Source organism: Pseudomonas sp. A0308, from assembly GCF_044218815.1.
Lineage (GTDB): Bacteria > Pseudomonadota > Gammaproteobacteria > Pseudomonadales > Pseudomonadaceae > Aquipseudomonas > Aquipseudomonas iridis.
Genome location: NZ_CP162581.1, coordinates 1956190 through 1981486, shown reverse-complemented (window position 1 = coordinate 1981486; position 25297 = coordinate 1956190). Strand labels below are relative to the sequence as shown.

The window sequence follows — 25297 nt, the reverse complement described above, 5'->3', positions numbered from 1 at the left end:
GCGTGGGCTTTTTTATGAAAGGGAGTAACACCATGGGTCAACTGATTGCAGGCACCTGCTACGTCAAGGTCGACGGCGCACAACTGACTATCAATGGCGGCTGCGAAGCCCCGTTGATGGCGGTCAAACGCGAAACCGTCGTACCCGGTTTCTACAAGGAAACCGACATCGCACCGTCGTTCAAAGTGACTGCGCTGCACACCCCCGACTTCCCGCTGAAGAAGCTGATCGACGGCACCGATATCACCGTCACCTGCGAATTCAGCAACGGCAAAGTCTATGTGCTGGCCGGCGCTTACCTGGTCGAAGAGCCAGTCTCCAAAGGCGATGACGCGACCATCGAACTGAAATTCGAAGGCATCAAGGGGACCTGGCAATGAGCGGCGCCGTGAAGCTTCAAGTTGCGATCGAAGCTCACGGCGAGCCCCTGACCGAACTCGTCCTGCGCCGTCCGACGGTGCAGGAAGTGCGAGCGATCAAGGCGCTGCCGTACAAGATCGACAAGAGCGAAGAAGTCAGCCTCGACATGGACGTCGCGGCCAAATACATCGCCGTGTGCGCCGGCATTCCGCCGTCGTCGGTCAACCAGTTGGATCTGGCTGACCTCAACGCGCTGAGCTGGGCCGTTGCGAGTTTTTTCATGAGTGCGGCGTCGGCGCCATCACCGACCTGATCGCCGTCGCCTATGACCTGGCCTGGTTCTGGAAGGTTGACCCCGAACAGATGATGGCCAGGCCACTGGATGTGCTCCGCGAATCGCTGGAGCACGCGCAACGGATCAATGCGATGCAGCAGGTGCAGTGATGGCAGACGAAGAAAAGAAAGTGAAAACTCCGGTGCTGATCACGGGCATCGATGAACTGTCGCCCAAACTCGGCGCCCTTCGAGCCAATGTCGAGAGTTTCAAGAAAAACCTTGAGCAGACCGGTCTCGGCAAACTGGACATCAGTGGTCTGTTCAAGGGCGGCAGCGTGATTACGCCGTTCGTGGATGGGATCAAGTCGGCGGCGGCGTTTCAGGGCAAATTGACCGAGGTCAGCGCGACGGCAAAAACCGTCGACTTGCCGGCCGCACCGAAAGTCGCGGCGCAGAACATGAACGTGTTCAGTGCGTCGATGGAAAAGGTCACGGGCGCAATCGATGCCGCGCTGGTGCCCGCTGTCGGTGCATTGGTCGTCGGACTTGAGCCGATGCTCACTCAGGTCAGCGGTATCCTCGCCGACAATCCGCAATTGGTCGAAGGCCTGGCGGCGGGGGCTATCGCTTTCTCGGCGATGCAAACCGCTGTGGCCGGTGCGACTCAGGTGTTCGACGTGATGAGCATGGTGATGAAGGCCAACCCGATCATGCTGATTGCCGCAGGCATTGCCTTGGCTGCCGGTTTGATCGTGGCCAACTGGAAACCGATCTCGACGTTTTTCATCGGGCTCTGGCAGAAAATTGCGCCGGTTGTCATTCCGATGGCCGAGTTTTTCAAGACGATGTTCAGCTATACCCCGCTGGGGCAATTGATCAGTAACTGGGGACCGGTCACGGCTTTTTTCGCGGCGTTATGGGAGGGCGTCAAGGCTGTCGCGGCGCCGGTGATGGAGTTCTTCAAGACCTGGTTCAACTATTCGCCTCATGGGCTGGTCGTGAATAACTGGGGGCCATTGGTCGGGCTGTTCTCTTCGATCTGGGATTTGCTCAGGGCGGTCTCGGTGCCTGTGCAGACTTTCCTGCAAGGCTTCTTTGATTGGTCGCCGCTGGAAGTAATCCAGGCAGTCTGGGGCGGGGTGGTCAGTGTGTTCACCGCGATCTGGGATTACATCAAACTGCCGTTTGTGGCGATGTACGCGGTTATCCGCGAGCAACTGGGCTGGTCACCGCTGGAAAAAATCATCGAGAACTGGGCACCTGTTACCGCCTGGATCGAAAAGTGGGCGCAGAAGTTTCAGGACGCCATCGCACCGATCAAGGCGTTTTTCAACGGCGGTTTCGGCGAGCTGATCGCTGATGCCAAGGCCAGGGTGGATGTTTTCACTCAAGCCCAATTGAAAACCAACGCTGAAGGTAAAGGCGAACTGGCGCCGGTGTTTTTCAAAGGCACCGTGGAGTCGTCACCGAGCCCGTTGGCGGCACCCGGAACTACGCCGGAAAAACCGGCCCTACAGGCCGGCTCTCTGTCGCAAACCTCCAACACGCTGATCCAGCAAAGCGCCGCCAACAACCGCACGCAACTCGAGGGCGGCCTGACCGTGCGCTTCGAAAATGCGCCGGCCGGACTGCGTACCGATCAACCGCAAACCAATCAACCGGGCCTGGCGCTGTCGTCGCGCATCGGCTATCGCTCACTGTCGGCAGGAGGTTCCAATGAACTGGCGTGACCGCTTGTTGCCGGCATCCTTTCGCGGTGTCGGGTTCTGGATCGATCAGGCGAAAATCCCGGTCGGTCGCAAAGGTCAGTTGCACGAGTATCCGCAGCGTGACCTGCCGTTTTTCGAGGACCTCGGCCAGCAGGCCAAGACCCACGATCTGACGGCATTTATCGTCGGCGCCGATTGCCTGGAGCAGCGCGACAAGTTGCTCAAGGCACTGGAGGCGGGTAGCGGTGAGCTGGTGCATCCATGGCTCGGCCGCGTGCAAGTCAAGGTCGGCGAGTGCGACATGACCCACACCCGCCAGGACGGTGGGTTGGTCACGTTCGCGCTGAAGTTCTATCCCGATCAGCCGTTGCCGTTTCCGACGGCAACCGTCAGTACGCAGAAAGTGTTGTTGTCCAAGGCTGACACTTTGCTGGGTTCGGCGGTGGCACGCTTCGAACAGGCGATGACCTTGATCAAGGCTGCGCGGATCGGTATCGCCAATCTGCGCAACAGCCTGACCGGGGTTTATGAAGTGATCAAGGAACAGCTCAAACCGCTGATCGAGCAGTACAAACAGATCACCGAACTGGTCAAAGCCGTCAAGGAGCTGCCCAAGGAAGTGGCGGCGGAGTTCAAGGGTTTGCTCGGCGATATCAAGGAGCTGAAGGCGTTCGCGAAGGAGGGCTACCGTGGCGTGATTGCCGACGTGTCGCAACAACTCGAAGCCATCCGAAAGGCCGATGCACCGAAGATCACCACCGGCAAGGACACCACCGCGGCGGCGCAAGCCATGGCGGATCTGGTGCAGGACACACTGCTGGTCAAAGTGGCGCAATGGGTGGCATCGATGCCGGTGGCGACCACCCCGGTGAAGCTGCAATCGACGCCATCGGTAGGCCAACAGGCGACGAGCCCGGTGGCCCGGCAGGAAGTCCCGGTCAGTGACGACATGCAGGCTCTGCGTAACGCCGTGGCCGTGGCGATCAATCCAATGCTGGACAAGGCCGACCCCGCGCACTTCCAGGCCATCAGCGATGTGAAAGAGGCGCTGATTGCGCATCTCAAGGCTGTGGCGTCGTCCGGTGTGCGGCAAGTCAGCAAATCCTTTCAGGAGAGCTTTCCGGCGGTGGTCGTGGCCTACAAGCAATTTGGCGATGCAACTCGGGTGACCGAAGTGACTCAGCGTAACGGGATATCTCATCCGGGTTTTTCGCCCAACGACGTGAAAGTCTCCGGGGAGTGAACCATGAGCGAGATGGATAACCGCGTTACGTTGATAGTCAACGACATGGAGTACGGCGGCTGGAAAAGCGTGCAAATCACAGCTGATCTTGAGCGCCAGTTTCGCACCTTCAAACTCGACATCACCTGGCAATGGCCGGGGCAGACGGTGGATCAACGGATCAAACCGGGTGACCCCTGCGAAGTGAAAATCGGCAAGGACCTAGTGCTCACCGGTTACGTGTTCAAGGCGCCCATTACCTACGACGGTCGGCAGATCAGCCTGAGTGTCGAGGGCAGTTCCAAAACTCAGGATCTGGTCGATTGCGCCGCCACCAACCGGCCCAATCAATGGCAGGAGCAACCGTTGCTGAGCATTGTCCAGGCCTTGGCGATGGAGTATTCGTTGATGGTGGTCAACGAAATTGCCGAGACCTCGCGGCTGGCCAAGCACACGATTGTGCCGGGTGAAACGGTATTCCAGTCGATCGACCGTTTGCTCTCGTTGTTCCGGGTGTTTTCCACCGATGACGAGCAAGGCCGGCTGGTACTGGCCAAGCCCGGCAGTGGCGGGCGCGCCAGCGATGCATTGGAGTTGGGCAAGAACATCTTGTCGGCCAACGCGGCAATGGATCACAGCCAGGTGTTCTCCGAATACCGGGTGATCGGTCAGCAAAAAGGCTCGGACAAGAAGAGTGGGGCGGCCGTCAGCGAAGTTGAATCGACAGCGGCCGACCTGAGCTTCAAACGTCGACGAACCACGATCATCAACGAGGGCACCGCGCTGACGTTTGAGCTGGCGCAACAACGTGCCCAATGGGAAAGCGCCACCCGCATGGGGCGGGCGCAAACCACCACCTATCAGGTACAGGGCTGGCGTCAGGCCAACGGCGATCTGTGGCGTCACAACACGCTGGTGAAGGTCAAGGATCCGGTGCTCGGGTTTGATGGCGACATGCTGATTTCCAAAGTGACGTACTCGTTGTCGGCACAGGGCTCGGTGACAACCCTGCAGGTTGCGCCGCCGCATACGTTTGATCCTGATCCTTCGCCCCCCAAAAAGACCTCATAGCCCCTCAAAAGATCGCAGCCTTCGGCAGCTCCTGCAGGGGCTCGATTTACACCTGTAGGAGCTGCCGAAGGCTGCGATCTTTTGGCATCGGCCCCGTTCTCACAGGAACCCAAAATGAGCCTACTGACACGCCTCCTGGCGCGCGGCACTGTCGTGCTCGCCAATTCGGCATCCAAGCTGCAATCGCTGCAAATGCGCCTCACCGCCGGCGAAGTCAACGATGACCTCGAACACTTCGAACCTTACGGCTTCACCAGCAACCCGCTGCCCGGCGCCGAAGGTGTCGTCACATTTCTGGGCGGTGACCGTTCCCACGCTATCGCCCTGGTGGTCGCCGATCGTCGCTACCGCCTGCAATCGCTCGCCAGTGGCGAAGTAGCGATCTACACCGACGAGGGCGACAAAATTCACTTCAAGCGCGGGCGGATCATCGACATCGAGACCGCCACGCTGAACATACGCGCCAGTGCCGCTGTGAACTTCGATACGCCGGTGATCAATCAGACCGGCAAGATCGTCTCCACGGGCGATCAACTCGCCGGCGGCATCAGCCAGATCAAACACGTGCACGTCGGCGTGCAGGCCGGCAACGGCCAGACCGGCGCACCGGCAGGAGGCAAGTGATGTTTATCAGCCAGAACCTCCACGCCGCGCTGACCCGCGCCGTGCTCATCAGCCTGTTCAGCTGGCGTCGCGCCGCCGATGACGACGCCCTCGACGACGAAGAGCGCTACGGCTGGTGGGGCGACACTTTTCCCACCGTTGCCGACGATCGCATCGGCTCGCGTCTGTGGCTGTTGCGTCGGGTCAAGCTGACCCGACAGACCCAGATGGACGCCGAGTTTTATGCGCGCGAAGCCTTGCAATGGCTGATCGACGACGGCCATTGCAGCGCCATCGACATCATCAGCGAACGCCTCGACGCCCAGCGCCTGAACCTGCGCACGGTCCTGACCCTGGCCGACGGTGAACGTCTGGACATCAACCCCGATAACAGTTGGCAGGTGATCTATGCCGTTTGAAACCCCTTCGCTGCCGGTGCTGATCAAGCGCACCCAAAGCGACCTGGCCGGCGATTCGCTGCGCCAGTCCGATGCGCAAGTGCTGGCCCGCACCTTGGGCGGTGCCGCTTATGGTCTGTACGGCTATCTCGACTGGATCGCCGAGCAGATCCTGCCGGACAAGGCCGACGAGTCGACCCTGGAACGCATCGCCGCGCTGCGTCTGAACCAGCCGCGCAAACCCGCGCAAGTGGCCAGCGGCAGCGTCAGTTTCACTGCGACGGCCGGCGCAGTGCTGGACGTGGACACGCTGCTGCAAACGAACGACGGTCGCACGTACAAAGTGACCACGGCGCGCACCACCGCCAATGGTATCAACACCACGACCATCGCCGCGCTGGATGCCGGAAGTTTGGGTAACGCCGATGCCGGTCTGGCATTGACCCCGGTGCAGCCGATCGCCGGCATTGTCGGCACCAGTTTTGTCGTTTTGGCGCCAGGACTCAGCGGGGGCGTGGCGCGCGAAAGTCTGGAGTCGCTGCGCTCGCGAGTGATCCGCTCCTATCGCGTCATCCCCCATGGCGGCTCGGCCAATGACTACGAGACCTGGGCGCTGGAAGTGCCGGGCGTGACCCGCGCATGGTGCCGTGGCGGTTTGCTCGGTCCGGGTACGGTGACGGTGTTCATCATGCGTGACGACGATCCGCAACCAGTACCCAACGACGAGCAACTGGCAGAGGTTCAGGACTATATCGAACCGCTGCGCCCGGTCACCGCCGAAGTGCATGTGCAGAAGCCGATTCAAGTGCCGGTGGTGTATCGCTTCAAAAGCGTCAATCCCGACACCACCGCCGTGCGTGCCGCCGTCGAAGCGCAGTTGCGCGACTTGCACAACCGTGAAGCCGATCTTGGCGTGCCGTTGCTGATCAGCCACATCCGTGAAGCCATCAGCAGCGCTGGCGGCGAATACGATCACACGCTCACCGCACCGGTCGTCGATGTGCCCGCCGCCCCAAGTGAACTGCTCACCTTCGGAGGTTGCGTATGGGGGGCATAAGAACCGCCGCACAATATCAGGCGCAACTTCGCGCATTGCTGCCATCGGGTCCCGCATGGGACCCGGAGCGGGTTCCGGAACTTGAAGAAGTGCTGCAAGGCGTCGCCGTCGAACTGGCGCGTCTCGACGCCCGCGCCGCCGACCTGCTCAACGAAATGGACCCGGCCGGCGTCAGTGAACTGGTGCCGGACTGGGAGCGGGTGATGAACCTGCCCGACCCGTGCCTGGGCGCCGAACCGCTGTTCGACGACCGCCGCCTCGCCGTGCGCCGGCGCTTGCTCGCGGTTGGCAGTCAGGCCGTCGGTTACTACCTCGAAATCGCCAAAAGCCAGGGCTACCCCAACGCCTCCATCACCGAACACGAAGCCCCACGCATGGGTCGTGCACGGTTCGGCGCGGCGCATTTCGGCACCTGGGAAGCGCAATTCATGTGGACGCTCAACACCGGCGGCCGCCTGCTGCTGGGTCGACGCTTCGGGGCGAGTTACTGGGGCGAACGCTTCGGCGTAAACCCGGGCTCGGCACTGGAATGCCTGATCCACCGCAGTGCGCCGGCGCATACCAAGGTGCACATCAACTATGACTAGGGAGTAAATGGGATGGATTATCCGAAAAGTGTGCCCAGCGCCGGGTTGGTGAACGGGAAGTTTGTCGATGAGAACCCGCTGATGGGAACGCCGGGGTCGTTGATTCCGGCCACTTGGGGCAATGCGGTGACCGAGGAGCTGCTGACCGTGATTCGTGCGGCAGGTCTGGTGCCTTCCGAGAGTGAGTCGAACCAACTGTTCAAGTCACTCAAAACCGTGCTGTCCCAGGATGCCTTGCCCTTCGCCGCGCTGGCATTCCCGACGGTGGCTACGGTGGATGGCCGCATCGCAGTGACCGCTGCGAGCGGCTTGGCGGGAGGCAACGTGTCGGTACCGGGCGGTGTTCTGGTCAGTCTCTGCGAAGAAGTGACCGTTGGCATGACAGCTCGGCCGCGTGGCTTGTTGACGACAGCATGGGCATCGCCTGCGCTTGATATCAACAGCACTTATTTTCTGCGATTGCAGGTGCGTGATGAGGCACTGGTTTGCTACATGCAAAAAGGTGCCGATACCGATGCGATCCCGGCGGCATTGAAGGGCGGAACCGGGGGCGGAGGTGGCGGATTCGACTCCACCTGTATCGACATGCTTGTAGCCAAAGTGGTGACCGCAGGCGCAGGGACGGCGCCCAAGCTAACGCTTTTGGCGAACAAGGCGCGGCTTGAAGCCGTAGGAGTCTGGTCCGCTGCCAGTGGCAGTTACTCGGTAGCGTTGAACTGGGCCCGTAAACCGCGCGCCTACATTGCAGGGATCTACGACTTTGACGGCAACGTGAAAACCGATTATGGCGTGGTCAGTGAAGAGATCGGTGTAGCGGTGTCAGGGACGCAGGTTGTACCAGAGGGTGGATTTACGGACCGTTATATGGGACGCGTGTTAATTGTAGCGTGGGCGCAGAACCTTAGTGCTGCAGGTGTCATCAACGCGCGCGTGCGTTGGGAGGTTTGACTATGAAAGCCATAATCGAAAACGGTTTGGTGACTGCTTTGGTGAACGGAGACGTCGATTGCGGCGTTTTGATTCCTGTTGGCAAGCCGGTCTCCACAGGTTGGATCTTTAAGGGCGACACCTTCAGCGAGCCTGCCGCATTGACCGTTTCGCAGGACGCTGCAGCAACAGCGGAGCGCCAATGGCGCACGGCAGTGCTCATCGAATCTGACTGGGTGGTGATCCGTCATCGCGATGAACTAGACGCCGGAGTACAAACAAGTTTGAGTTCCAAGCAGTTTGCGAAGTTGCTCGCCTATCGCCAAGCCCTGCGTGATTGGCCCGCCGCAAACGATGTCGTTGATACCGCGTCGCGCCCACAAACGCCTAAGTGGCTTGCCCGGTTGTCTTAACGAGTGGCTTGAAAAATTGTTCCGATCAAGATCGGTCATCCGATCAATCAGTTGCGATCCCTTCGTGCTGTATCACCAAAGCCCACTCCAAAGTGGGCTTTTTTATTTTCAGAAACTGACCGTAGACGAGGTTGCAATAGCAGCGCTCGTGACGCGGTTCATTTGTTATTTCAGAGGAACGAAAAACCTATGGATTATCCAAAAAGCGTCCCCAGCGTCGGCCTGGTCGATGGCCGCTTCGTAGATGAAAACCCGGTGGCGGGCACGCCGGGTTCTTTGATTCCGGCGGTGTGGGGCAATAGCGTGACTCAGGAGATCCTGAGTGTGATTACCGGTGGCGGGCTGGTGGCTTCTGAAGCGGACAACACTCAGTTGTTCAAGGCGATTCAGGCGATTATCGGGAATGCCAGCCCGATGCGTTCGGTCATCACTCGACTGGCTGCTTCCAAAACGCTGACCGAGCAAGAACTCGGTCTTTTGCTGATCGACGGCGGCCCGGCTCCGCTGACCGTGCTGTTGCCGCCGGCCAACGTTGCACTCGGTGTACGCGACGTGATTGTTCGTCGTGTGGACAACAGCGGTAATCGTCTGGTGATCCAGGCATCCGGTACTGACCGCATCCGTTTTCACACGCACCTTTCGCCGAGTGGTTATCCATTTTTCGTATTGATGGGCGCAGGGGACTGGTGGCATTTGCGCAGTGACGGGGCGGGGAGCTGGTGGCCGGTTGGTCGTTTTGACGATACGGCTTTGGGGCGCCCGTTTTTTGAAACCACCACAGCGCTAAATCCTGGAGGTTACGGCGTTCCCAATGGTGACCTGTTCAAGCGTGACGAGTGGCCTTGGCTGTGGGATTTTGCACAGTTATCCGGGGCGCTGACGACAGAGGCCGCCAGAGCCGGCAGAGAGGGCGGATGGACGAGTGGCGATGGCGCCTCGAACTTTCGAATTCCAGAAATACGTGGAGAGTTTCTGCGGGTGCTCAGCGAGACCAGAAACGTTGATGCAGGACGGCTAATGGGTAGTCTGCAAATGCATGCGCTGCAAAGCCACAACCATTATCTGCCGACAGGAACCGGGGCGACGTTCAAACCTGCCCCAGCGATTCCGGATACCGCCTGGGACGTTACCACCAACGTCAACTTTTTACCGACCTCTGCGACGGTGGCAACGACGTATCCCAACCCTGCATTCGACTCGGACACCTATATCGGCAATATCGGCAATTTTGCGGGCGAAACCCGGCCGCGAAACGTCGCCTATCCCGCGCGAATCAAACTGATCTGAGGTACCCATGTTCAATTATTTGATAGACGACAGCGGCGCATTGACCGGGCCTGTCGAGTTTCCGCTCGTACCGGGGATTGGTGTGCAACTGCCAAGCAACGCGGTGACGCTGAGCATCGAGCTCGCCCCGGCACCCGAGGGTTTTGCCTGGGCCTATGACAAGGGCTCGTTGCAACAGCAGGTCGATTGTCGCGGCGATATATATCGCACCGACTCTGGGCACAGGGAAACCTGGACCGTGCTGGGCGAATTGCCTCAAGGCTTCACCCGGTTGCCTTGGCCGGGGGGCTTTCACGTATGGGTGGATAGCGCGTGGCGGGTCGATGAAGCCGCGCAACTGGCGGATCGAAAACGCATTGTTCTCGCTAAGCGTGATGCCCTGCTGCGCGACGCCGTCCAGCGCATCGCGCCCCTGCAATACGCCGAAGACATCGGTGATGCCAGCCATGATGAACAGCTGCGACTGCTCGAATGGAAGCTCTACAGCGTTGAGCTGAACCGTATCGAGAAACAGGCTGCTTTCCCCGAGGAAATCATCTGGCCCGTTGCACCCGGAACGACGGTAAACACCTGATTCACAAACACAAGGAGAAGTACAGTGGACTATCCAAATAGTGTCCCGAGTGCCGGCTTGCTCAACGGCCGGTTTGTTGATGAAGATCCGATCGCCGGCAAACCGGGATCGTTGATTCCGGCCAGTTGGGGCAATGGCATTACGCAGGAGTTGCTTAATGTCATCCAGGCCGCCGGCCTCACCGCGTCAGAAGCCAAAACCGATCAGTTGCTGACGGCCTTGCGCAGCAACCGATTGTTTGCAACACCGCCACAGTTTGATAACAGCCAGAACGTTGCCACCACCGGGTTTGTGAACCGCAGCGGTACGCAGTTTTCCGGATTTTCGACCTATGCGACCAGCGCTGCTTTGACAGCGGCTCAAGCGGGCGGAGTGGTGAGTTTCTACAGCAGCACGGCGGTCACTGCCACGATGCCGGTTACCACCAGTGTCATGAGCACAAGCACGCTGACTATCCTTAATCTTGGCACCGGTGTGCTGACGATCAACCCGGCGCCGAACGACCGTATTGTCAGCAGCAATACGGTGGGATCGCTGGTACTGGGTATCGGTGACTCCGCGCAGTTGTTCCGTACAGGCGGCGACTGGCGCCTCTACGGCGGCTCGGTCAGCGACCGGTTCGCGTCGGTTCATTCCGGTGTCTTTGGCGATGCCGGCTATCAGCGGTTTGCGAGCGGCGTTATCGAGCAGTGGGGGGCGGCAGTTTCGGACGCCAATGGCGATGTCAATGTCGTATTCCCTATCGCTTTCCCCAATGCATTCAGCAACATCGTGGCGACTCATGCCGGGGGCGATAGCGCCATAGTTATTCTGAATGGCAACCCGCCGGCAAACAAATTCGGGTGCCATCTGAAAATTCGCAGTTATCTCGGCACGGTCTCGGCTGGCTGGACTGTCCACTATCAGGTGAAGGGTTATTGAATGAACGTCTACAGTGTTCTCTTCAGCGCCAGCACCCGGGGCGTTTATGTACCGGGTATACATTTGTCGGACATTCCCGACGACGTCATCGAAATTCCTCAAGCCTACTGGACCTCGCTGCTCCAGCAACTGTCGGTCTCTGCAAAAGTGATTGGTGTGCGGGCGGATAACGGTTTCCCAATTCTGGTTGACCCACCGCCTCCTTCGGCAGAGGAAGCTGCCGACGCCGAACGTCATTGGCGCACCGCACAACTGGCCGCCACCGACGGTTTGGTAGCTCGTGATCGCGATGAGCTTGAGGACGGCGGCGGCACCACGTTGACCACCGAGCAATACGCCGAACTGCAAACCTATCGACGTGCGTTGCGAGATTGGCCGCAGGTTTCTGTTTTCCCGTTCAGCGAGCATCGGCCGGTAGCGCCGAGGTGGTTGGCTGCGACACTTTAAATAACCAGGACTTCATGAAGACGCCGTCGCCGGAAAACTTCTGATAAAAATGCCTCGCAGGTCTCTGCCGCCAACCATGATTCAATCCCGGCATCCAGGGAGGATTACGCATCATGCAAATAACTGAAAACAACCTTTTAAACATCATGCCAAACGCCCGCAGCCAAGCGGGCGTTTTTGTTTCTGCGCTCAACAGTGCCATGGCAAACCACCACATCGACTCGCCCAAACGCGTCGCTGCATTCCTCGCGCAAATCGGCCACGAATCGGGCCAGTTGCAGTACGTGCGCGAGTTGGGCAACAACCAATACCTGAGCAAATACGACACCGGCACGCTGGCGTTACGTCTGGGCAATACGCCGCAGGCCGATGGTGATGGACAAAAGTACCGCGGTCGCGGGTTGATCCAGATCACCGGCCGTAGCAACTATCGTCAATGCAGCGTCGGGCTGTTCGGCGATGAGCGTCTGCTGTCCTTGCCGGAACTGTTGGAGCAACCGCAATGGGCCGCCGAGTCCGCCGCGTGGTTCTGGGAAAAGAATGGCTTGAACGAGCTCGCCGATCGCGATCAGTTCAACACCATCACCCGGCGTATCAACGGCGGGTTGAACGGCTTGCAGGATCGACTCGAAATCTGGGCGCGGGCGAGGGCGGTGTTATGCCAATCACCTGGCGAGTGATCGGCGTGGCGTTGCTGGCCCTGGGGGCCGCGGCGCTGGGCTGGCAGGTTCAGGACTGGCGCTATGGACGGCAACTGGCCGAACAGGCTCGGTTAAACGCAGAAGTCCTCAATCAACTGACCCTGACCGCAGCCACCGCGCAACAAGCCGAGCAGGATAAACGTCTGGCACTGGAGCAGCGGCTCGCAGCCAGTGAACAAACCCACTATCGAGCACTCAGCGATGCCCAACGTGATCAGGATCGCCTGCGCGATCGTCTTGCCACTGCTGATGTGCGCCTGTCAGTCCTCCTCGACGCAGGCGACGTTGCCGCAGGCTGTGCAGTGCCAGCCGCCGCCGGCACCGGCGGCGTGGATCATGCAACCGTACGCGCCCGACTTGACCCGGCGCATGCTCAACGAATTGTCGCCATCACCGACGAAGGCGATCGCGGACTGATTGCCTTGCAGGCCTGTCAGGCCTATGTCAGAGCGTTGGCGCCCGAACATTTTGAATAAGCTTGTGTATTGAAAGCACAACCGGCTCGTGTACGGTGGACGCATTCCACACGATCCGGAGAGCAACGTGAAAGAGATCACTCAACTGGCAGCCGAGCTTGGCCGACGTCTGCAAGTGCTCAATGCCCACGTCACCACCGCCGAGTCCTGCACCGGCGGCGGGATTGCCGAAGCCATCACGCGGATTCCAGGCAGCTCGGCGTGGTTCGAGGCCGGTTACGTGACGTACTCCAACCGGCAGAAAACCCAGCAACTGAATGTGCCGGCCGAGTTGTTCGACTCGGTGGGCGCAGTCAGTAGCGAGGTGGTCGAGGCGATGGTGCGAGGTGCGCAGGCACAGAGCCTGGCGCGGTTCGCCGTGGCGGTCAGCGGTGTGGCCGGGCCCGACGGTGGCACGCCAAACAAACCGGTGGGCACCGTGTGGCTGGCCTGGGGCGTTGGCGATGTGGTTACCAGTGAAGTGCAGCACTTCGCGGGCAATCGCGATGAAGTCCGCCGACAAACGGTGAAGGCCGCGCTAGAGGGGCTCATGCGACTAGCGGCACGAGAAATCGAAAATCAGGGGTAGGCGATCCGCGAACGCTGTGGAATAATACTGGCTACTTATACAGGTGTTGGCCGTCAGGCCTTATTGATTACGTGAGGACTTTAATGGACGACAACAAGAAGAAAGCCTTGGCTGCGGCCCTGGGTCAGATCGAACGTCAATTCGGCAAGGGTGCCGTGATGCGTATGGGCGATCAGGACCGTCAGGCGATCCCGGCTATCTCCACTGGCTCTCTGGGTCTGGACATTGCACTCGGCATTGGCGGCCTGCCAAAAGGCCGTATCGTTGAAATCTACGGTCCTGAATCTTCCGGTAAAACCACACTGACACTGTCCGTGATCGCCCAGGCTCAAAAAGCTGGCGCGACCTGCGCATTCGTCGACGCCGAACACGCCCTCGACCCTGAGTACGCCGGCAAACTGGGCGTCAACGTTGATGACCTGCTGGTTTCCCAGCCTGACACCGGCGAACAAGCTCTGGAAATCACCGACATGCTGGTGCGCTCCAACGCCGTTGACGTGATCATCGTCGACTCCGTGGCTGCACTGGTGCCGAAGGCTGAAATCGAAGGCGAAATGGGTGACATGCACGTGGGCCTGCAAGCCCGTCTGATGTCCCAGGCGCTGCGTAAAATCACCGGTAACATCAAGAACGCCAACTGCCTGGTTATCTTCATCAACCAGATCCGCATGAAGATCGGCGTGATGTTCGGTAGCCCGGAAACCACCACCGGTGGTAACGCGCTGAAGTTCTACGCCTCGGTTCGTCTCGACATCCGCCGTACTGGCGCGGTGAAAGAAGGCGACGAAGTGGTCGGCAGCGAAACTCGCGTCAAGGTTGTGAAAAACAAGGTGGCTTCGCCGTTCCGTCAGGCCGAGTTCCAGATTCTTTACGGCAAGGGCATCTACCTCAACGGCGAGATGATCGACCTGGGCGTGCTGCACGGCTTCGTCGAGAAGTCCGGCGCCTGGTACGCCTATGAAGGCACCAAGATCGGTCAGGGCAAGGCCAACTCGGCCAAGTTCCTGGCAGACAATCCGGAAATCGCCAAGAAGCTCGAGAAGCAACTGCGTGACAAACTGTTGGCCCCGGCGGCAGACGTCAAGGCTTCGCTGGCCAAGGACAAAGTCGACGATATGGCTGAGGCCGATGTCGACGTTTGAAGTCTTTGAATGACACTTGTACTCGATACCCTCGTCGCGGTGCGGCGAACCGCCATGGACCTGCTCGCACGTCGCGAGCACGGTCGAGTCGAGCTGACGCGTAAACTGCGTCAGCGCGGCGCTGAGGCGGAAATGATCGAAACAGCCCTCGACCGTTTGACGGAAGAAGGGCTGCTTTCCGAAGCCCGTTATCTTGAAAGCTTTGTTTCCTACCGAGCCCGTTCCGGTTATGGCCCTCTGCGAATTCGCGAGGAGCTGAGCCAGCGTGGTTTGCAACGTGCCGATATCGAACTCGCCCTGCGCGAAAGCGGTATCAGTTGGCAGGAGCAACTTCAGGAAACCTGGCAGCGGAAATTCTCCGGGCATTTGCCGATTGATGCCAGGGAACGGGCCAAACAAGGCCGCTTCCTGGCGTATCGGGGCTTCTCGATGGAGATGATCAACCGCTTGTTCAGCGGCAGAGGGATGGACGATTGAACGGTTGAAACGAAACGGCCCGCTATGAAAATAGCGGGCCGTTTTTTTTTGCCTTCAAATTACCTTGGAAGGTTCTCGGCTGCGTTGGGCGGTTTGCGGTTGGGAATGGGCCCAGTTTTCCGGCAAGTTGATGTAGTCCACCAACTCCCTCAAGCGCCCTTGATTGCGGGCGGTAAAGGCAAAAGCCAAGCGCGACAGATGACTGAACTGGGCGTCGTCGTGTTCTTCGCCGCTGTAGGCATGCTGATGGAAATGGCCGCTTAAACACAGATCAGCAAAGGCTTCCTGCATATGCTCCAACGCCTGATCGCTGAGCTTGTGATTCATGCGAATCACGAATTGCCCCTGGAGCCAGCGACTGGAGTGGAAGTTGCTATAAAACTGGGTGATCTGTTCCACCGCTTCCTCGACGGTGTAGACCAATCGCATCAGCTTCATGTCGGTCGGCAGGATGTAGTGGTTTTCCTCCAGTTGCTGGCGGATGAAATCCATCGCGCCTTGCCAGAACGTACCGCCCGGTGCGTCCAGCAGTACCACCGGAACCAGTGGGCTTTTGCCGGTCTGGATCAGTGTCAGCACTTCCAGTGCTTCATCCAGCGTGCCGAAGCCACCCGGGCACAGTACCAATGCGTCGGCCTCCTTGACGAAGAACAGCTTGCGGGTGAAGAAGAAGTGAAACGGAAGCAGGTTGCCGGTACCGTCCACGGTCGGGTTGGCATGTTGTTCGAAAGGCAGGGTGATGTTGAACCCGAGGCTGTGATCACGCCCTGCGCCTTCATGGGCGGCGGCCATGATGCCGCCACCGGCACCGGTGATGACCATCATGTCCGAACTCGCCAGTTTCGCGCCGAGTTCCCGGGCCAATGCATACAGCGGATGCTCGACCGGCGTGCGCGCCGAGCCGAACACAGTGACCTTGCGTCGGCCCTTGAATTGTTCCAGAACCCGAAACGTCTGCTCCAGCTCGCGCAGGGCTTGCAACGTGATCTTGGCGTTCCAGCGGTTGTGGTCTTCCTGGGCCATACGCAGCACAGTCAGGATCATGTCTCGGTAGATGGGAATATTTGGACTGTTGGTGGAAACACGGTTGAGTTGTTCTTCGACCTGGCTGATGAGGTCGGGGCCGCTTTCCTGAAAATGACGGCTGAGCAGGTCATTCGGTTGGTAAGGCATTCAACGTCTCCTTCTGCACAGAGCGGGTCGCCCTGACGCGCGGCGTCAGGGCTGCGCTGCGAAAACACACAATCGACAGTTCCTTTTCCTGCCGCTGACAACTGATCGTGAATACTCTGAATCTAGACCCTTGCGCGTGATTGCGCTGACTTGATCATTGCGCTGCAGCGCGGCGGATAGCAATCGCTTGTTGATTGTCCGGTCGATGATTTCACCGTTCGTCCGAACGTGCGCCGAACGGCAAACCCTCTGATTAACTAACCTACAGGCACCTTGCTACAACTTGGCATTACTGACCGTATGCAAGGAGCACGCTATTCAAGGATTTGTCGATAGCAAGGAGGCGGGATACGTGGCCAGAGTGATTCTGGAAATCGATACGCAGCTGTATCGGATGTTGAAGGCTTCAGCCGAGACCAACCAGGTGAGTCTCGAAGAGGAGTGCTGCCGAAGGTTGGCAGGCGGGGAGCGGCGTTCTCGTTATTTACAGGCTCTGGTGGCCGAATTGCGCGCCGAGGATGAACAGCGGCGCGCCAATTCGCGATGATTACTTCTTTTTCGCCGGAGCGGCTTTCGGACAATCCGAATCCTGGTAGCTGGCAGCGCCAACAGCCTTGTTGGTTTTCACTTCGGTGAATTCGTAACGCATGATCGCGCCTTTGGCCATCAGCTTGCGGAACGATGGGTTGTTGCAAACCGACGCACCCAACTGGAAATACACGGCTTTGGGGTCTGCGCGCATTTTGTCGGCGTGGCTCTTTTGTACGCTCAGGTGATTGATCAACTGAGTGCCTTCAACGGTGTAGCCCTGATCAAGAATGTCTTCGTTGATTGCCCGTGGCGTGCCGACGCTGCTTTGGGCGGCGACGTTGCGCAGCTCTCTGTTCAGATTCTGCTCACTCAAGGATGCAGCTTGAGCGGTGAAGGACGACGCCAGCAGAATGGCAGCGGTGGGAACGATAAGGCGCAGCATGAAACTCTCCTGGTTCAGTGACTGGTGTTTCGACCAGCCACGTGACTGTGCGTTCAGTGGCGGCGAATTATAGGGGAGCCGGTCTGGACGGTACAGGTTTGTCCTTGTCGCTCTGGTAAACTTCCGGTCTTTATTGCCCTGCCGAGTGTCGTTCGTGTCGAGTTTCCCTGCTGAGTGGCGCCGCCCGTGATCCATCATGCCCCCAACGCCGTAGCCCGCTTGCGTGATCAGCGCGAGGACGAGGGTATCAAGCCTATTCAGGCCCGAGGCTTTCGCTCCGAACGTTGCCGTGACTGTCGGGTAATCATCAGTCATTGCCTGTGCGCCTGGCGGCCAAGCGTCGACTCCCGCTCGGGTGTGTGCCTGATCATGACCGGCAAGGAAGTGTTCAAACCGAGCAACACCGGTTGGCTGATTGCTGATGTGGTACGGGATAACCACGCATTCATCTGGTCACGTACCGAGCCCGACCCGCAGATGCTGGCACTGCTCAATGACCCACAGTGGCAGCCGTATCTGGTGTTTCCCGGGGAATATGTCGAACCGTCACGGGTGACCAACACCGTCGAGCTCGAAAGCGGCAAGCGCCCGCTGTTTATTCTGCTGGACGCGACCTGGACGGAGGCGCGCAAGATCTTCCGCAAGAGCCCTTACTTTGAGCGCTTGCCGATTCTCAGCCTGCTGCCCGACAAACTGTCGCGCTACCGGTTGCGCCGCTCGACCCGCAGTGAGCACCTGTGCACCGCCGAAGTCGCGGCGCTGTGTCTGGAACTGGCAGGTGACAGCGATGCAGCGTCGGCACTGGACGCTTATTTCGATGTGTTCAGCCAGCATTATCTGGGCGCAAAACAGCAATTGGATATGAATGAATCGACGCCGGCCCACGCCGAGCTGCAACCCTTTATACGAAAGCCGCAGGCGGTCTTGGCCCAATAGTGGCCCATACTGCACATCGCGGCGACCGTGTTGCTTGACCACCCCGTCTTCGCTGGGCATGCTTGGCGCCGATTAGGGTGCTGCCAAGGTTTGAAACGCCGTGTTTGCTGGTTATTGGCGTTGAACGTGCCCCTGTGGATGCCGCTGCAAGCGGCATCTTGAGTTGCTTTGGCCAGAGCCGAATAGACCGGGTCTGCCATCAAAAAACAGGATCATTTGAAAAATGGCCACATACGACATCCTGATTGCCGATGATCACCCCCTGTTTCGTAGCGCCCTGCATCAAGCAGTGACGCTGGGCCTTGGCCCGGATGTACGGCTGGTGGAAGTGGCGAGCATCGCCGAACTGGAAACGCGTCTGACAGAAAAGGCTGACTGGGATCTGGTCCTGCTGGATCTGAACATGCCCGGCGCTTTCGGGTTTTCCGGGTTGGTGATGTTGCGCGGCCAATACCCGCAAATTCCGGTGGTGATGGTCTCGGCGCAGGAAGAAGCCTCGGTGATGGTCAAATCCCGCGAGTTCGGCGCCAGTGGCTTTATTCCCAAGTCCAGCGACCTCAGCGTGATTCAGCAAGCCGTGCGCAAAGTGCTCGATGGCGATGTGTTTTGGCCACCGCAAGCTTTTGAAGCGGTCAGCGTTTCTGCCGAAGCCAAAGCCGCCAGCGATGGCCTGGCCAGCCTGACCCCCCAGCAGTTCCGCGTATTGACCATGGTCTGCGAAGGCCTGTTGAACAAGCAGATTGCCTATGAGTTGAGTGTGTCGGAAGCGACCATCAAGGCCCACGTCACGGCGATCTTTCGCAAGCTGAATGTGCGCACCCGAACTCAGGCGGCATTGCTTCTGCAACAACTGGAGTCAATTCCGAGCCAGTAATGGCTGGCGCGTTCACGCTTTTTTGACTTTGGTTGATCTAGCTTTCCCACTCCTTTTTGGTTGGTTTCTACTTTATGTCACCTTTCAAGGGCCAGACCGGCCTGAAACGCATTCTCAACGCTTCCGGTTACTCGCTGGATGGTCTGCGCGCAGCCTTCACCGGCGAAGCGGCATTCCGCCAACTGGTGCTGCTCAATGTGGTGCTGGTGCCACTGACGTTTTTCCTGAATGTCAGCCGTGTTGAACAGGCGCTGTTGATCGCCGTGTGCCTGCTGGCGCTGATCGTCGAGCTGCTGAACTCGGCAGTGGAAGCGGCAATCGACCGCATCTCGCTGGAGCTGCACCCTCTGTCCAAGAACGCCAAGGACATGGGCAGCGCCGCGCAATTCGTGGCGTTGAGCATGATCGCGCTGGTGTGGGCAGTGATTCTGCTTTAAGCGATAGTCGGCAAGACGATCTCGTCGCTGCGCTGAACACCCGCGGTGAAAGCGCGGCACAGCTCGAGAAATTCGCGCATGGCCGAGGTCTGGTACTTCTGTTTGTGCCAGATGAAGTAGAACTGCCGCGCCAGATCCATATCTGGCGTTTCCACCGCCACCAGGCTGCCGCGCCGGAATGCATCACGCAGTGCCAGCCGCGAGATACAGCCAATCCCCAGCCCCGATTCCACCGCGCGTTTGATCGCTTCGGTGTGTTCCAGCTCAAGTCGGATATTCAGCGCGCTGCGATGGTGACGCATGGCCTGATCAAACGTCAGGCGCGTGCCGGAGCCTTGTTCGCGCAGAATCCACGCCTCGTGCGTCAACTCTTCCATGCTCGCGCTACCGCGTTTGGCCAGTGGATGCTGCGGCGCGCAGAACACCACCAGTTCATCCTCGACCCAGCTTTGCACTTCGATGTCCGGGTGGCTGCAATCGCCTTCGATTAGACCCAGATCAATTTCATAGTGAGCGACCTGTTGCACGATGTTAGCCGTATTCTGCACGTGCAACTTCACCTGGCTTTCCGGATGGCGTTGCATGAAGCTGCCGATTAGCAGGGTCGCCAGGTAATTGCCGATGGTCAGCGTCGCACCGACTGCCAGTGAGCCGAAACCGGACTTGCCGTTGAGCAGGTCTTCGATCTCTTTGGCCTGATCAAGCAGTGCCACCGCTTGCGGCAACAGCTGTTTGCCGAGGGCGTTGAGGCTCAGCCGTTTTCCGGCGCGGTCGAACAGCTGGCAGCTGGACTGGCGTTCCAGTTCGGTGATCGAAGTGCTCGCCGCCGATTGTGAGAGGTTGAGCAGACCCGCAGCACGGGACACGCTTTCCTGCTGGGCGACGGCGACGAAGACTTGCAGTTGACGGAGAGTAAATCGCATATCGATATAACCGATAACCCTTATCTTAATAATCCAGTTAACAGATATTGTCGTCGCTATTAGAATGCGATGCAATTGCGCACCGTCGGCCTGCCATCATTGGCTTCAAGAGACGCGCAGACCCAATATCCAGGAGTCAAACGTACATGAGCAACATGAACCACGAGCGTGTCCTCAGTGTTCATCACTGGAACGATACCCTGTTCAGCTTCAAGTGCACCCGAGACCCGGGCCTGCGCTTCGAGAATGGGCAGTTCGTGATGATCGGCCTGCAACAGCCAAATGGCCGCCCGCTTATGCGCGCTTACTCGATCGCCAGCCCGAACTGGGAAGAGCATCTGGAATTCTTCAGCATCAAGGTGCCTGATGGCCCGCTGACTTCGCAGTTGCAGCACCTGAAGGAAGGCGACGAGATCATCATCAGCAAAAAGCCTACGGGCACGCTGGTACTGGATGACCTGAAACCCGGCAAACACCTTTACCTGCTCAGCACCGGCACCGGTCTGGCGCCGTTCATGAGCGTGATCCAGGATCCCGAAACCTACGAGCGTTTCGAAAAAGTGATCCTGTGCCACGGCGTTCGCTATGTGAATGAAGTCGCCTACCGCGAATTCATCACCGAGCACCTGCCACAGAACGAGTTCTTCGGCGAAGCGCTGCGCGACAAGCTGATCTACTACCCGACCGTGACCCGCGAGCCGTTCGAGAACGAAGGCCGCCTGACCGATCTGATGCGCAGCGGCAAGCTGTTCAGCGACATCGGCCTGCCGCCGATCAACCCGCAGGACGACCGCGCCATGCTGTGCGGCAGCCCGAGCATGCTCGACGAGACCAGCGAAGTGTTGAACAGCTTCGGCCTGAAAGTCTCGCCGCGCATGCGCGAGCCGGGTGATTACCTGATCGAGCGTGCGTTCGTCGAGAAGTAAGACACATTCCCTATGGGAGCGAGCCTGCTCGCGAATGCGATCTGTTATTAACATTTATGTTGGGTGACACAACGCCTTCGCGAGCAGGCTCGCTCCCACAATGGGTGTTGTGGTGTGACAGCAAAAAGCCCGCGTTGCCTGAGAAGGCGGCGCGGGCTTTTTCGTTTTCGGGGTTTATGCGTGGGCGGGGATGACTTCGAGGACGCGAATCTGCTCTGGCACGGGGTAATGCCAGCGCACATCCAGATCCCAGAACTGTGCGCCGTATTCACGCTCCGGCGCTGGCGTCTGATACGCCGGGCGCGGATCCTGCGCCAAACACTGCTCGATCAACTCAACCAATGGCTCGGCCAGGCGCTGTGCGTGTGTGTGCGCTTGTTGCAGCGCTGTGTCCGTCCACTGCACGTCAATCAGTTGCGGCGCAGCGCTGGCGATGCTGTTGGAGGCGTCGGGGATGATGTCGGCGTAAGGCACGTAAGGTTTGATGTCGAGAATCGGCGTGCCGTCGAGCAGATCGATACCAGAGATGAACAGCCGATTGGCTTCGACCTTGTCCAGTTTCACCACGGATTGGCCAATGCCATTCGGGCGGTGGGTGGCGCGAGTGGCGAACACGCCCATGGACTTGTTGCCGCCGAGCCGGGGAGGGCGCACTTTCAGACGCGGTTTTTCTTCCAGAGCCTGATGGAACAGGAACAGCAGCCAGACGTGACTGACCTGTTCCAGACCCTGCACGGCGTCACCCTGATCGAACGGCGGCACCAGTTCCAGCACGCCACGGGCGGCGGGTGCCAATTGCGGTTGGCGCGGGATGGCGAACTTCTCCTTGAAGCAGGAGCGGACGAAGCCGATGGGGGAGACGCTGTAAGTCATGGTTTGAGGTCAGAAGCGGGATCAGGGCGAGAATGATGCCCTAAAGATCAAAAGATCGCAGCCTTCGGCAGCTCCTACAGGATGTTCGCCGATCCTGTGTAGGAGCTGCCGAAGGCTGCGATCTTTTCCAACCGGCTACGCTGATTTCAGAGGCTGAACCCGCCATCCAAAGGAATGATGTTCCCGGTCATATACGCCCCAGCCTTACTCGCCAGACTGATCGCCAGCGCCGCCATCTCTTCCTCTCGCCCCCAACGCTTCATCGGAATCAGCGCCGTGTCCTCGGCCAATGCCTGCTCATCGTTGCCAATATGCTGGGGCATCTTGCTCGGAAAGCGGCCCGGTGCGATCACGTTGACGTTGATGTGCTGGCTCACCAGTTCGCGTGCCAGAATCCGTGACAACTGATGCAAGGCGGCCTTGCTCGGCCCATAGGCATAGGCCTGCTCGCCGAAGGAGGAAATCCCCGCCACCGATCCGATATTGATGATCCGCGCCGGATTTTCCGCTGAGCCGGCCTTGCGCAACAGCGGCAGAAACTGCTGGATGCAACTGAATACCGACGTCACGTTGAGCTGCATGACTTTCTCCCAGCCCTTGACCGGGTAGCTCTCCAGCGGCGCGCCCCAGGTGGTGCCGGCGTTGTTCACCAGAATATCCAGATGAGTGATCTGCTCGGCCAATCGAGCGGCCAACTCCTGAACGCCTTCTTCAGTCGCCAGATTCGCAGCAATGCCATGACAGAGGCCAAGCGCGCCGAGTTCTTCGGCCGTTTGATGACAGGCTTCGGCATCCCGGGCGCAGACGAAAACCCGGGCGCCGGCCTCGACAAAGGCCTTGGCGATCATTTTGCCGATACCACGAGTGCCGCCGGTCACCAGAGCGGTGCGGCCTTGCAGGGAAAAGTACGGGTGCATGGCGAATCCTGAGTGCTAGGGATCAATACACTCTAGGCCATGCGGCCAGCTGCGAGTGGCAAGCTACAAGCTGCAAGTAAGAGCTTGCAGCTTGCGGCTTGTAGCTGGTTTTACGCTCTCACGCGCAGCGTGAGGCCCTTGAGGAAGTTGCGCAGCAGTTGATCGCCGCACGGACGGTAGTTGGTGTGGCCAACCTTGCGGAACAGCGCGCTCAGCTCAGGCTTGGACACCGGGAACTCGGCAGCCTTGAGGATTGCGTGCATGTCGTCTTCTTTCAGTTCGAAGGCCACACGCAGCTTTTTCAGAATGATGTTGTTGGTCACCGGCACTTCGATCGGCTGCGGCGGACGGCTTTCGTCCTTGCCACGTTTGAAGATCACCAGACCGTCGAGGAAGTGCGCGATGACTTCGTCCGGGCAGCGCACGAAGCCTTCTTCGTCTTCTTCTTTCTTGTCGAGGTATTTCACCAGGTCTTCGAGGGCGATTTCCATGCCGCCGGTCTTGGTGATTTCAATGACTTTCTTGTCGCTGATGTCGAGCATGTAGCGCACGCTGCGCAATACGTCGTTATGAATCATGTGAGCAATCCTGATCTTTCGCTGTGGGCATCGCGCGGGGCGCTGCCGAAAATGTGGGGCGGCAAAACAGAGTCGTCAGAACTTCTCTTTGCCGGACATGTAGCGCCATTGGCCAACTGGCACCTTGCCGATGGACACACCGCCAATGCGGATGCGGCGCACGCTGATAACCTTCAAGCCAACGGCCTGACAGAGCTGGGCAATGATCCCCGGCTGCGGGTTTTTCATGGCGAAGCGCAGGCGGTTTTCGTTCTGCCAGCTGGCTTTGACTGCCGGCAACTCCTTGCCCTTGTGGGTGAGGCCGTGGGTCAAGCGGTTGAGGCCGTGAGCGACCATATCGCCCTCTACTTCAACCACGTATTCCTGCTCGATCTTGGCGGAGTCGGCGGTGAGCTTGCGCAGGATTTTCCAGTCCTGGGTGAATACCAGCAGACCGCTGGCATTGGCCTGCAGGTCGGCGCTGGTGCTCAGGCGCAGGAAGTGCCCGCGCAACGGGCGTTTGCCGTAGCGGTGCTCTTCGCTCAGGGTTTCGGCGCTGATCAGCTGCATTGCGCTGTCGGTATCGATGCCGGCCGGCACGTTGAGCAAAATAGTGACGGGCTCAGGCGCGGTGGCCTTGGCGTCTTTGTCGAGCTCGACCTTTTGGCCTTCGACCTTGAATTGCGGCTCGTCGATGACTTCGCCGTCCACGGTGACCCAGCCGCCCTCAATGAACAGTTCGGCCTCCCGGCGGGAGCAACCGACCAGTTCGATGAGGCGTTTGGAGAGGCGAATCGGGTCAGTCATGACAGGGCCGTAACAAAAAAGGGGTGTGCATTGTACCTGTGTGGCGCCGGTTAAGCCCGGTTCCATTTCGGTGCGTTCGCATTACTTGTGGGAGCTGGCTTGCCAGCGATGGCATCACCTCGATGTATTTGCCAGACCGCGGCGTCTGCATCGCTGGCAGGCCAGCTCCCACAAGGATCTATGTTGTGTCAGCCGTTACCCGAGCGTTGCTCGGGTTGGCGCAACCGCATATGCAGCAGCGGATACGGCTGGCCCATGCCATCGACTTCCGAGCGTCCGATCACTTCGAAACCCTGCTTGAAGTAAAACCCCAACGCTTGCGGGTTCTGTTCGTTGACGTCCAGTTCGTCGGCGTTCAGGTGCTCCATGGCGTAACGCAATAATCGCTTGCCCAGGCCTTGGCCGCGATGCGCGGGGTCAATAAACAGCATCTCGATCTTGCCTGCCGCAACACCGGCAAACCCGGTGATGCGCTGGTGGCTGTCCTTGGTGCAGATCAGCATTACCGCGTCGAGGTAGCGGGTCAGCACCAGTTTGCGCAGCAGCTCGATGTAGCTGTCGGGCAGAAAATCGTGGGTCGCGCGGACCGAGGCCTCCCAGACCTGGGTCAGTTCCTGATAATCGCTGAGTTTCGGCGTGTGGATGACCGAATGGTGGCGCATGCGCGTTTGCCTCTTGTCCGTTT

33 protein-coding genes are annotated in these 25297 nt (G+C 59.1%); 25 read left to right on the top strand and 8 right to left on the bottom strand.

From position 1 onward, the window contains the following. Positions 1–32: 32 nt before the first annotated feature. The 20 genes from AB4P92_RS09325 to recX all read left to right on the top strand — a co-directional run bounded on the left by AB4P92_RS09325 (position 33) and on the right by recX (position 15216). Positions 33–380 (top strand): phage tail tube protein, encoded by a 348-nt coding sequence (locus tag AB4P92_RS09325; protein ID WP_042557909.1) that lies wholly within the window; start codon positions 33–35, stop codon positions 378–380. Next, positions 377–673: a phage tail assembly protein gene (locus AB4P92_RS09320; RefSeq protein ID WP_007908778.1), complete on the top strand. Its 297-nt coding sequence runs from the start codon at positions 377–379 to the stop codon at positions 671–673. Before AB4P92_RS09325 ends, AB4P92_RS09320 begins: the two co-directional genes overlap by 4 nt. Before the next feature lie 130 nt (positions 674–803). Then, complete coding sequence (locus tag AB4P92_RS09315; RefSeq protein ID WP_395599275.1) at positions 804–2366, top strand: phage tail protein; 1563 nt, start codon at positions 804–806, stop codon at positions 2364–2366. Continuing rightward, the gene (locus AB4P92_RS09310) at positions 2353–3588 is read left to right on the top strand and encodes a DNA circularization protein (protein WP_395599274.1); all 1236 of its coding nucleotides are present in this window, start codon (positions 2353–2355) and stop codon (positions 3586–3588) included. Before AB4P92_RS09315 ends, AB4P92_RS09310 begins: the two co-directional genes overlap by 14 nt. A 3-nt stretch (positions 3589–3591) precedes the next feature. Next, positions 3592–4638, top strand: coding sequence for a phage baseplate assembly protein (locus AB4P92_RS09305; protein WP_261735128.1), 1047 nt, complete (start codon positions 3592–3594; stop codon positions 4636–4638). A 114-nt stretch (positions 4639–4752) separates the two neighbouring features. Further along, the gene (locus AB4P92_RS09300; protein ID WP_395599273.1) at positions 4753–5262 is read left to right on the top strand and encodes a phage baseplate assembly protein V; all 510 of its coding nucleotides are present in this window, start codon (positions 4753–4755) and stop codon (positions 5260–5262) included. Next, positions 5262–5660 carry a phage GP46 family protein gene (locus AB4P92_RS09295; protein ID WP_042557913.1) on the top strand — a complete coding sequence of 133 codons (399 nt, stop codon included), beginning with the start codon at positions 5262–5264 and terminating at the stop codon, positions 5658–5660. The genes AB4P92_RS09300 and AB4P92_RS09295 overlap by 1 nt, the downstream gene beginning before the upstream one ends. After that, positions 5650–6696 (top strand): baseplate J/gp47 family protein, encoded by a 1047-nt coding sequence (locus tag AB4P92_RS09290; RefSeq protein WP_042557914.1) that lies wholly within the window; start codon positions 5650–5652, stop codon positions 6694–6696. Before AB4P92_RS09295 ends, AB4P92_RS09290 begins: the two co-directional genes overlap by 11 nt. Further along, the gene (locus tag AB4P92_RS09285) at positions 6684–7283 is read left to right on the top strand and encodes a YmfQ family protein (protein WP_042557915.1); all 600 of its coding nucleotides are present in this window, start codon (positions 6684–6686) and stop codon (positions 7281–7283) included. The genes AB4P92_RS09290 and AB4P92_RS09285 overlap by 13 nt, the downstream gene beginning before the upstream one ends. 12 nt (positions 7284–7295) lie before the next feature. Further along, positions 7296–8231 carry a hypothetical protein gene (locus tag AB4P92_RS09280; protein WP_234451706.1) on the top strand — a complete coding sequence of 312 codons (936 nt, stop codon included), beginning with the start codon at positions 7296–7298 and terminating at the stop codon, positions 8229–8231. Positions 8232–8233: 2 nt separating this feature from the next. Further along, the gene (locus AB4P92_RS09275; RefSeq protein WP_200613614.1) at positions 8234–8623 is read left to right on the top strand and encodes a phage tail assembly chaperone; all 390 of its coding nucleotides are present in this window, start codon (positions 8234–8236) and stop codon (positions 8621–8623) included. Between the two features lie 189 nt (positions 8624–8812). After that, positions 8813–9910: a phage tail protein gene (locus AB4P92_RS09270; protein WP_261735131.1), complete on the top strand. Its 1098-nt coding sequence runs from the start codon at positions 8813–8815 to the stop codon at positions 9908–9910. A 7-nt stretch (positions 9911–9917) separates the two neighbouring features. Further along, positions 9918–10484 carry a tail fiber assembly protein gene (locus AB4P92_RS09265; protein ID WP_261735132.1) on the top strand — a complete coding sequence of 189 codons (567 nt, stop codon included), beginning with the start codon at positions 9918–9920 and terminating at the stop codon, positions 10482–10484. 57 nt (positions 10485–10541) lie between these two features. Beyond that, positions 10542–11405 carry a gp53-like domain-containing protein gene (locus AB4P92_RS09260; RefSeq protein ID WP_395599272.1) on the top strand — a complete coding sequence of 288 codons (864 nt, stop codon included), beginning with the start codon at positions 10542–10544 and terminating at the stop codon, positions 11403–11405. Next, positions 11406–11852, top strand: coding sequence for a phage tail assembly chaperone (locus tag AB4P92_RS09255; protein ID WP_395599271.1), 447 nt, complete (start codon positions 11406–11408; stop codon positions 11850–11852). A gap of 113 nt (positions 11853–11965) precedes the next feature. Continuing rightward, positions 11966–12532, top strand: a complete 567-nt coding sequence (locus tag AB4P92_RS09250) for a glycoside hydrolase family 19 protein (RefSeq protein ID WP_395599270.1) — start codon at positions 11966–11968, stop codon at positions 12530–12532. Further along, the gene (locus AB4P92_RS09245) at positions 12511–13029 is read left to right on the top strand and encodes a lysis system i-spanin subunit Rz (RefSeq protein WP_115146417.1); all 519 of its coding nucleotides are present in this window, start codon (positions 12511–12513) and stop codon (positions 13027–13029) included. Before AB4P92_RS09250 ends, AB4P92_RS09245 begins: the two co-directional genes overlap by 22 nt. A 67-nt stretch (positions 13030–13096) precedes the next feature. Then, entirely contained in the window at positions 13097–13597 is a 501-nt protein-coding gene (locus tag AB4P92_RS09240) for a CinA family protein (RefSeq protein ID WP_115146418.1), read from the top strand. A gap of 83 nt (positions 13598–13680) precedes the next feature. Continuing rightward, a complete protein-coding gene (gene recA, locus AB4P92_RS09235) occupies positions 13681–14739 on the top strand; it encodes a recombinase RecA (RefSeq protein WP_042557927.1) in 1059 nt (352 codons plus the stop codon). A 9-nt stretch (positions 14740–14748) separates the two neighbouring features. Beyond that, positions 14749–15216 carry a recombination regulator RecX gene (gene recX, locus AB4P92_RS09230; RefSeq protein ID WP_115146419.1) on the top strand — a complete coding sequence of 156 codons (468 nt, stop codon included), beginning with the start codon at positions 14749–14751 and terminating at the stop codon, positions 15214–15216. A gap of 54 nt (positions 15217–15270) precedes the next feature. Here recX and AB4P92_RS09225 read toward each other — a convergent pair whose 3' ends face one another. After that, positions 15271–16389, bottom strand: coding sequence for a TIGR00730 family Rossman fold protein (locus tag AB4P92_RS09225; RefSeq protein WP_042557928.1), 1119 nt, complete (start codon positions 16387–16389; stop codon positions 15271–15273). A gap of 352 nt (positions 16390–16741) precedes the next feature. Between AB4P92_RS09225 and AB4P92_RS09220 the strand changes: the two genes are divergently transcribed. After that, positions 16742–16936, top strand: coding sequence for a hypothetical protein (locus AB4P92_RS09220; RefSeq protein ID WP_003222272.1), 195 nt, complete (start codon positions 16742–16744; stop codon positions 16934–16936). Here AB4P92_RS09220 and AB4P92_RS09215 read toward each other — a convergent pair whose 3' ends face one another. Continuing rightward, the gene (locus AB4P92_RS09215; RefSeq protein ID WP_042557929.1) at positions 16937–17362 is read right to left on the bottom strand and encodes a PA3611 family quorum-sensing-regulated virulence factor; all 426 of its coding nucleotides are present in this window, start codon (positions 17360–17362) and stop codon (positions 16937–16939) included. A gap of 189 nt (positions 17363–17551) precedes the next feature. Here AB4P92_RS09215 and AB4P92_RS09210 point away from each other — a divergent pair, with 189 nt between their 5' ends. The 3 genes from AB4P92_RS09210 to AB4P92_RS09200 all read left to right on the top strand — a co-directional run bounded on the left by AB4P92_RS09210 (position 17552) and on the right by AB4P92_RS09200 (position 19609). After that, positions 17552–18298, top strand: coding sequence for a tRNA-uridine aminocarboxypropyltransferase (locus AB4P92_RS09210; protein ID WP_200613810.1), 747 nt, complete (start codon positions 17552–17554; stop codon positions 18296–18298). 223 nt (positions 18299–18521) lie between these two features. Continuing rightward, entirely contained in the window at positions 18522–19172 is a 651-nt protein-coding gene (erdR, locus tag AB4P92_RS09205; RefSeq protein ID WP_261735137.1) for a response regulator transcription factor ErdR, read from the top strand. 74 nt (positions 19173–19246) lie between these two features. Further along, entirely contained in the window at positions 19247–19609 is a 363-nt protein-coding gene (locus tag AB4P92_RS09200; RefSeq protein ID WP_042557932.1) for a diacylglycerol kinase, read from the top strand. Here the strand turns inward: AB4P92_RS09200 and AB4P92_RS09195 are convergent. Continuing rightward, positions 19606–20532, bottom strand: coding sequence for a LysR family transcriptional regulator (locus AB4P92_RS09195; protein WP_042557933.1), 927 nt, complete (start codon positions 20530–20532; stop codon positions 19606–19608). The genes AB4P92_RS09200 and AB4P92_RS09195 overlap by 4 nt on opposite strands. A gap of 146 nt (positions 20533–20678) precedes the next feature. On the opposite strand from AB4P92_RS09195, the gene fpr reads away from it, so the two are divergent. Further along, positions 20679–21458 (top strand): ferredoxin-NADP reductase, encoded by a 780-nt coding sequence (fpr, locus tag AB4P92_RS09190; RefSeq protein WP_003443014.1) that lies wholly within the window; start codon positions 20679–20681, stop codon positions 21456–21458. A 174-nt stretch (positions 21459–21632) separates the two neighbouring features. Here fpr and tsaA read toward each other — a convergent pair whose 3' ends face one another. From tsaA to AB4P92_RS09165, 5 genes are all read right to left on the bottom strand, one after another. Continuing rightward, positions 21633–22331 carry a tRNA (N6-threonylcarbamoyladenosine(37)-N6)-methyltransferase TrmO gene (gene tsaA, locus AB4P92_RS09185; protein ID WP_042557935.1) on the bottom strand — a complete coding sequence of 233 codons (699 nt, stop codon included), beginning with the start codon at positions 22329–22331 and terminating at the stop codon, positions 21633–21635. Positions 22332–22477: 146 nt separating this feature from the next. Beyond that, complete coding sequence (locus AB4P92_RS09180) at positions 22478–23248, bottom strand: SDR family oxidoreductase (RefSeq protein WP_395599269.1); 771 nt, start codon at positions 23246–23248, stop codon at positions 22478–22480. A 110-nt stretch (positions 23249–23358) separates the two neighbouring features. Next, the gene (locus AB4P92_RS09175; protein WP_042557936.1) at positions 23359–23826 is read right to left on the bottom strand and encodes a DUF1456 family protein; all 468 of its coding nucleotides are present in this window, start codon (positions 23824–23826) and stop codon (positions 23359–23361) included. A 75-nt stretch (positions 23827–23901) separates the two neighbouring features. Further along, on the bottom strand, positions 23902–24612 hold the full coding sequence (locus AB4P92_RS09170; protein ID WP_042557937.1) for an rRNA pseudouridine synthase: 711 nt from the start codon (positions 24610–24612) through the stop codon (positions 23902–23904). 188 nt (positions 24613–24800) lie between these two features. Continuing rightward, positions 24801–25274, bottom strand: a complete 474-nt coding sequence (locus tag AB4P92_RS09165) for a GNAT family N-acetyltransferase (protein WP_395599268.1) — start codon at positions 25272–25274, stop codon at positions 24801–24803. Positions 25275–25297: the final 23 nt, after the last annotated feature.

Coding starts and splice junctions, on each gene's coding strand:
- AB4P92_RS09325 (WP_042557909.1), top strand. CDS start 33: ATGGGTCAACTGATTGCAGGCACCTGCTACGTCAAGGTCGACGGCGCA.
- AB4P92_RS09320 (WP_007908778.1), top strand. CDS start 377: ATGAGCGGCGCCGTGAAGCTTCAAGTTGCGATCGAAGCTCACGGCGAG.
- AB4P92_RS09315 (WP_395599275.1), top strand. CDS start 804: ATGGCAGACGAAGAAAAGAAAGTGAAAACTCCGGTGCTGATCACGGGC.
- AB4P92_RS09310 (WP_395599274.1), top strand. CDS start 2,353: ATGAACTGGCGTGACCGCTTGTTGCCGGCATCCTTTCGCGGTGTCGGG.
- AB4P92_RS09305 (WP_261735128.1), top strand. CDS start 3,592: ATGAGCGAGATGGATAACCGCGTTACGTTGATAGTCAACGACATGGAG.
- AB4P92_RS09300 (WP_395599273.1), top strand. CDS start 4,753: ATGAGCCTACTGACACGCCTCCTGGCGCGCGGCACTGTCGTGCTCGCC.
- AB4P92_RS09295 (WP_042557913.1), top strand. CDS start 5,262: ATGTTTATCAGCCAGAACCTCCACGCCGCGCTGACCCGCGCCGTGCTC.
- AB4P92_RS09290 (WP_042557914.1), top strand. CDS start 5,650: ATGCCGTTTGAAACCCCTTCGCTGCCGGTGCTGATCAAGCGCACCCAA.
- AB4P92_RS09285 (WP_042557915.1), top strand. CDS start 6,684: ATGGGGGGCATAAGAACCGCCGCACAATATCAGGCGCAACTTCGCGCA.
- AB4P92_RS09280 (WP_234451706.1), top strand. CDS start 7,296: ATGGATTATCCGAAAAGTGTGCCCAGCGCCGGGTTGGTGAACGGGAAG.
- AB4P92_RS09275 (WP_200613614.1), top strand. CDS start 8,234: ATGAAAGCCATAATCGAAAACGGTTTGGTGACTGCTTTGGTGAACGGA.
- AB4P92_RS09270 (WP_261735131.1), top strand. CDS start 8,813: ATGGATTATCCAAAAAGCGTCCCCAGCGTCGGCCTGGTCGATGGCCGC.
- AB4P92_RS09265 (WP_261735132.1), top strand. CDS start 9,918: ATGTTCAATTATTTGATAGACGACAGCGGCGCATTGACCGGGCCTGTC.
- AB4P92_RS09255 (WP_395599271.1), top strand. CDS start 11,406: ATGAACGTCTACAGTGTTCTCTTCAGCGCCAGCACCCGGGGCGTTTAT.
- AB4P92_RS09250 (WP_395599270.1), top strand. CDS start 11,966: ATGCAAATAACTGAAAACAACCTTTTAAACATCATGCCAAACGCCCGC.
- AB4P92_RS09245 (WP_115146417.1), top strand. CDS start 12,511: ATGCCAATCACCTGGCGAGTGATCGGCGTGGCGTTGCTGGCCCTGGGG.
- recA (WP_042557927.1), top strand. CDS start 13,681: ATGGACGACAACAAGAAGAAAGCCTTGGCTGCGGCCCTGGGTCAGATC.
- recX (WP_115146419.1), top strand. CDS start 14,749: ATGACACTTGTACTCGATACCCTCGTCGCGGTGCGGCGAACCGCCATG.
- AB4P92_RS09225 (WP_042557928.1), bottom strand. CDS start 16,389: ATGCCTTACCAACCGAATGACCTGCTCAGCCGTCATTTTCAGGAAAGC.
- AB4P92_RS09215 (WP_042557929.1), bottom strand. CDS start 17,362: ATGCTGCGCCTTATCGTTCCCACCGCTGCCATTCTGCTGGCGTCGTCC.
- erdR (WP_261735137.1), top strand. CDS start 18,522: ATGGCCACATACGACATCCTGATTGCCGATGATCACCCCCTGTTTCGT.
- AB4P92_RS09200 (WP_042557932.1), top strand. CDS start 19,247: ATGTCACCTTTCAAGGGCCAGACCGGCCTGAAACGCATTCTCAACGCT.
- AB4P92_RS09195 (WP_042557933.1), bottom strand. CDS start 20,532: ATGCGATTTACTCTCCGTCAACTGCAAGTCTTCGTCGCCGTCGCCCAG.
- fpr (WP_003443014.1), top strand. CDS start 20,679: ATGAGCAACATGAACCACGAGCGTGTCCTCAGTGTTCATCACTGGAAC.
- tsaA (WP_042557935.1), bottom strand. CDS start 22,331: ATGACTTACAGCGTCTCCCCCATCGGCTTCGTCCGCTCCTGCTTCAAG.
- AB4P92_RS09180 (WP_395599269.1), bottom strand. CDS start 23,248: ATGCACCCGTACTTTTCCCTGCAAGGCCGCACCGCTCTGGTGACCGGC.
- AB4P92_RS09175 (WP_042557936.1), bottom strand. CDS start 23,826: ATGATTCATAACGACGTATTGCGCAGCGTGCGCTACATGCTCGACATC.
- AB4P92_RS09170 (WP_042557937.1), bottom strand. CDS start 24,612: ATGACTGACCCGATTCGCCTCTCCAAACGCCTCATCGAACTGGTCGGT.
- AB4P92_RS09165 (WP_395599268.1), bottom strand. CDS start 25,274: ATGCGCCACCATTCGGTCATCCACACGCCGAAACTCAGCGATTATCAG.